The organism is Streptomyces carpinensis, from assembly GCF_002154505.1.
In the GTDB taxonomy this organism is placed as follows: Bacteria; Actinomycetota; Actinomycetes; order Streptomycetales; family Streptomycetaceae; genus Streptomyces; species Streptomyces carpinensis.
On record NZ_MUBM01000481.1, the window covers coordinates 1 to 4,299 of the forward strand.

Annotated in this window: 4 protein-coding genes; 1 reads left to right on the forward strand and 3 read right to left on the reverse strand. The window is 69.3% G+C overall.

Annotation, left to right across the window (positions count from 1 at the left end; all coding sequences use genetic code 11):
* On the forward strand, positions 1–800 hold an 800-nt coding region (locus BZY54_RS44100; RefSeq protein ID WP_208640952.1), incomplete at its 5' end, for an endonuclease/exonuclease/phosphatase family protein.
* 173 nt (positions 801–973) lie between these two features.
* Here BZY54_RS44100 and BZY54_RS44105 read toward each other — a convergent pair.
* The 3 genes from BZY54_RS44105 to BZY54_RS44115 form a co-directional block, all read right to left on the reverse strand.
* On the reverse strand, positions 974–1,222 hold the full coding sequence (locus BZY54_RS44105; protein ID WP_167414176.1) for a hypothetical protein: 249 nt from the start codon (positions 1,220–1,222) through the stop codon (positions 974–976).
* A 232-nt stretch (positions 1,223–1,454) separates the two neighbouring features.
* Positions 1,455–2,639, reverse strand: a complete 1,185-nt coding sequence (locus BZY54_RS44110; RefSeq protein WP_086730988.1) for a cytochrome P450 — start codon at positions 2,637–2,639, stop codon at positions 1,455–1,457.
* A gap of 254 nt (positions 2,640–2,893) precedes the next feature.
* Entirely contained in the window at positions 2,894–4,252 is a 1,359-nt protein-coding gene (locus BZY54_RS44115) for an NAD(P)/FAD-dependent oxidoreductase (RefSeq protein ID WP_086730989.1), read from the reverse strand.
* Positions 4,253–4,299: the final 47 nt, after the last annotated feature.

Below are 4,299 nucleotides of genomic sequence, written 5' to 3' on the forward strand. Positions count from 1 at the left end.
TGGAGGAGATCCAGGACGACAACGGTCCCAAGGACGACGGCACGGTCACCGCCGGCAAGACCATCTCCCAGTTCATCGACGCCATCAAGGCGGCCGGAGGCCCGTCGTACGACTGGCGCGCGATCGACCCGGTCAACGACTCCGACGGCGGCGAGCCCGGCGGCAACATCCGCAACGTCTTCCTCTTCAACCCGCAGCGCGTCACCTTCGTCGACCGGCAGGGTGGCGACTCCACCACGGCCGTCGAAGCCGTCTCCGACGGCAAGAAGGGTGTACAGCTCTCGGTCTCCCCGGGGCGGATCGACCCCACCTCGGACGCCTGGACGAGCAGCCGCAAGCCGCTGGTCGGCGAGTTCCTCTTCCGCGGCAAGCAGGTCTTCGTCGTCGGAAACCACTTCAACTCCAAGGGTGGCGACCAGCCGGTGCACGGCGTCTTCCAGCCGCCGACGCTGAGTTCCGAGACCCAGCGCACGGCCCAGGCGAAGGAGGTCAACACCTTCGTGTCCGGCCTGCTCGCCAAGGACGCGAAGGCCAAGGTCGTCGTCCTCGGTGACCTGAACGACTACCAGTTCTCCAAGCCGCTGGGCGAGCTCACCTCCGGTGGTGTCCTCACGGACCTGATCAACACGCTGCCGGTGAACGAGCGCTACAGCTACGTGTACGACGGCAACTCCCAGACGCTGGACCACATCCTGGTCTCACCCGCCGTCAAGAAGCCCGACTACCAGGTCGTCCACATCAACTCGGAGTTCTCCGACCAGACGAGCGACCACGACCCTCAGGTGGTCCGCTTCAAGTAGGCGGCTAAGCTCCGGCATCCCCCGTCATGACCCCTGGTGTGGCGTGCACACGACCGTGTGCACGCCACACCCGTGTATCCGGCCGCCGCCCCTCGAAGGGAGAGGGCGGCCACCTGGTCGCGGTGTCGATCAGCCGCACTTCTGATGGCGGGGTCTGTGGGGGCAGCGATCCGTCATCCCGCCGAGTCGTTCGCCCACCTCTCGCCGCGCTGCTCCACGGCCGGTGCAGCTTCGAGGGCGCCGATGGCGCCGCCCTGCTGGGGTCGGGGTTCGGGCGGTCGTGGTTGGGACGGGGTGAGCTGCCTGATGGCAATTTCGGGATCGGGGCTTTCCGTCATGGACTGCTGGTGGGTTTCCCCCGGAGGGGGCGCTGATGACGGGGGAAACAAGAGGTTCTCGAAGGCATCCAGCCCGAACAGCATGAGCAGGAGTATCACCGGCAGGAGGAGAACTATCACGACCATGACGCCTCCCGATGAAGCAGTGGTCACGGGAACGCGGCGGCGGAAACACGCTTTTCGTCCAGTCTGGGCCGAATGGGCGAACCTCGCAGTTCGACGGGAGAGCTGCGCTGTCAGTGCATGCATCGTCCCGCTCGGTCCATGAACCCTTGGGCGGCGGCGAAGTGCGCCTCGAGGAGGCCGATTCACTGCCTCACAGTTGGATGTTCAGGTGGCGCGGCCCGCGCAGCATGGCGTTCTGCCGGTAGGGGGGCGGGTCGTCGACCAGGCGTGCCGTGCCCAGGTGGGGGATCAGGGTGCTGAGCGCGGCATGAGCCTCTTCGCGGGCGAGGGGCCCGCCGTAGCAGAGGTGGATTCCGCTGCCGAAGCCGAGGTGCTGGTTGTCCGGGCGCGTGGGATCGAACCGGTCGGGTTCGTGGAACCGCATGGGGTCCCGGTTGGCAGAGGCCAGCGCCAGGATGACGGGCGTGCCTTCGGGAACGGTGGTGCCGGCGACGTCGATGTCGGCGCTGGGGATGCGCTCGCGCATGTGGACCGGTGGTTCGTAGCGCAGCAGTTCCTCCACCGCTCGTGGCAGCAGGTCGGGTTCTCGGCGCAGGTGGTCCAGGTGCTCCGGGTGGCGGAGGAAGGTCAGCGCACCGTTGGTGATCAGGTTGACCGTGGTCTCGTGTCCCGCTATGAGCAGCAGTACCGCGGTTTCGGCGAGTTCCTCCCGGGTGAGTCGCAGGGCCGGGTCCGGCTCGTTGACGAAGGCGGAGAGCATGTCGTCGCTCGGGTTGCCACGGCGTTGCTCCGCGAGGTTCACCAGGTACCCGCCCATCTCGACCCGCGCCTGCCGGCCCGCCTCGTCCGCCTCGGCGGTGTCCTCTTCGGGCTTGACGTCGGCCGCTGCGACGATCGCGTCGGACCAGGCCCGGAAGAGCGGTTCGTCCTCGCGAGGAACGCCGAGCAGGCGGCAGATCACCGTGACGGGCAGCGGGTAGGCGAAGTCGTCGACGATGTCGATCTGCCGACCCGCCTCGAAGGACCGCGTCAGTTCCTTGCAGAGCCCGTCGATCTCCCCGCGCATGGAATCGACCCGGTACGGGCTGTGCGGCGGGCCGAACGGCCGCATGGCAAGGGTGCGCAGCCTGTGGTGCTCGGGGTCGTCGAGCCGCAGGAACGGCAACCTCGATGACTCCTCGCCGCGCCCGCGCGGAACGGCACTCATCCGAGGGTCGTGGAGCAGGGCGGCGATCTCGTGGTACGTACCGACCATGTAGCTGCCGTCTGCCTGCCGCACCACGGGACCGGCCTCGCGCAGTTCCGCGTAGAGCGGGTAGGGGTTGGGACGATTCGCGTAGTCGGTGATCCGTGCCAGCAGGGTGCCGGAGTCCATGGTTGGCTCCTCGTCGTTGGGCGGGGCGTGGGTCGGCCGGGTGGTTGGGTCCTGTCGTCGAACTCCCGTCGTCCGCCCGGAGGGCGGGTCCTGCGGCGTCAGGTGCGTATCCTCGGTGTGCCGGGCACTGCCCTCGTACTGGATGTACTTGGGCCTGGGCTCGGTGCGGCGAGTGGGGGCACCTCCCGCGCCGTCAAGGCAGTGGGCGGAGCGTGCATGGCGTCGCGGGGCAGACGGGAGTTCGACGACAGGGCCTAGACCACCGTCAGGCGGCGGTCGGGCAGGTAACCGGTGAGCGCCACGGTCGGGCCGTGGGACAGACCCTTCGGATCCGGCACGTCGGACGGGATCGGGACGTCGGCCGCGATCGCGCGGTCCTGTGCGCCGGGTGGGGGCGGGAAGGGCGCGGCGGTCTCGATCAGGCGTTTGTAGTAGTCGAGCGACTTGGCCATGTCGACGGTGACCGCGGCGGTGACGCGCCCCTGGTAGCCGTAGACCATCGCCAGCCGGCGTGCCTCCAAGGAGCCCTGGGCGATGACGACGTGGTCGGAGTACGTGGGCACGCCCACCGACTTGATGTTGAGCCCGAACTGGGTCGACCAGAAGGTCGGGACGGCCAGGTGCGGACGCTGCAGGGGACCGGGATTGACCATGTTGTGAGCGGCCACCTCCGCCTGCTCGACCGCGTTGCCCCAGTGCTCCAGGGACAGCATCTGGTAGCCGAACAGCGGGTGCGGGAAGCGGGAGACGTCCCCGGCCACGAAGACGTCGTCGGTGACGATCCCGTACATGGTGAAGGCCCGGCACCCGGCGTCGCAGGCGATCCCGCGGGGTCCCGCCGCCAGCCCGGACTCCGCCAGCCACTCGACATTGCGGATCGCCCCCAGCGCCACGACGCAGACGTCGGCCTCGACACGGCTGCCGTCGGACAGCTCCGCGCCGCTGAAGCTGCCGTCGCCGTGCAGGCCGGTGACCGTCACCCCGGTGCGCAGGTCCACGCCGTGGTTGCGGTGCATGACGGCAGCGAGCTTCGACAGGGTGCCGCCGATGGCGCCCACCAGAGGCGCGGGGCCGCGTTCGGCGACCGTGACGTTCAGCCCCAGTTCCCGGCAGGCCGAGGCGATCTCCGAGCCGGTGAAGCCGGCACCGATCACCAGCACCCGCTCCGGGCCGGCGGCCAGCCGCTCGGCCAGCCACGCGGCGTCGTCGCAGGTACGGAGGGTGATCACGCCGTCCAGGGCTCCCTCGACCGGGTTGGGCCACGGTCGCGCCCGGGTGCCGGTGGTGATCAGCAACCGGTCGTACGGGAGCGACTCTCCGTCCTCCAGGAGCACACGTTTCGCAAGGAGGTCCAAGCCGGTGGCGCGTACCCCCAGTAGCCACTCGGCGTCAGGATCCCGTCGCATCGGCAGCTCGGTGGTGTCCGCCGTCGCCCGGCCGAGAAGGACCTGCTTGGAGAGTGGTGGCCGGTCGTAGGGCGGGTGGGGCTCGTCCCCGACTACGGTGAGTGAGCCGGTGAAGCCCTCCTCACGGAGCGCCTCCGCGGCCCTCAGCCCGGCCAGTGACGCGCCGACGATGACGATGCGGCCCTCGCGAAGATCACCGGCGGCCATCGGCGGACACCTCCTCACCGAGGAGTATGGCCTGGACCGGGCAGGCG

Coding starts and splice junctions, on each gene's coding strand:
- BZY54_RS44105 (WP_167414176.1), bottom strand. CDS start 1,222: ATGCTGTTCGGGCTGGATGCCTTCGAGAACCTCTTGTTTCCCCCGTCA.
- BZY54_RS44115 (WP_086730989.1), bottom strand. CDS start 4,252: ATGGCCGCCGGTGATCTTCGCGAGGGCCGCATCGTCATCGTCGGCGCG.
- BZY54_RS44110 (WP_086730988.1), bottom strand. CDS start 2,639: ATGGACTCCGGCACCCTGCTGGCACGGATCACCGACTACGCGAATCGT.